Source organism: Mycoplasma marinum, from assembly GCF_004335975.1.
Lineage (GTDB): Bacteria > Bacillota_I > Bacilli_A > Mycoplasmatales > Metamycoplasmataceae > Mycoplasma_K > Mycoplasma_K marinum.
On sequence record NZ_PSZO01000114.1, the window covers coordinates 1 to 608 of the forward strand.

The 608-nt window shown below is 24.8% G+C and carries 1 protein-coding gene; it reads left to right on the plus strand.

Annotated features, from left to right (window positions below; genetic code table 4):
* Window positions 1-448 (plus strand): DUF2726 domain-containing protein (locus tag C4B24_RS04910; protein ID WP_210725210.1); only part of this gene is annotated, 448 nt, incomplete at its 5' end.
* Window positions 449-608: the final 160 nt, after the last annotated feature.

Here is a 608-nt window from a genome sequence, read left to right on the forward strand (position 1 = left end):
TAACAACCAAGGAGTTATTTCATTGATAATAGATGACCAAAAAATTATCTATAAAAATACTGAAAAACTTAATTTAAATGGAAGGTACCCGGAAGAGATCTTATTAAAAGAAACAAAAAAAATAATGTCTTCACGAGAATCTTTTTGATTTAGAAAAATGAAGAGAGAAGTTGTTGGTAATTCAAATGAAAATCAACTTTCAATACTATCAGGAATTAGTTTTTCAACCCTATTAAAACAAGAGTATATTTCAAATAAAAAACACGCTGATTTCACTTTTGCCAAAAGAACTTTAAATACAGAAAGTAATAAATATGAATTTAATTACACTTTCTTATTAGAACTAGATGATAATACACACAACACATCTCTTAGAAAACGTTTGGATGATAAAAAGAATTCTTTATGCAAAGATAACGGAATAACTTTATTAAGAGTGAAAATATAGAATACAATTTTCCCGTATTTAATGTGCGGTTTTTTTATTTTGCAGACCGATTTAAACCATTTATTAATATTTTATTAGAATCTTCTATTCTTCTTTAGGTTTTATTTTTTTAACTAAATATGTATAATTAATTTGGATAGAAACGAATAACTCAACTGCT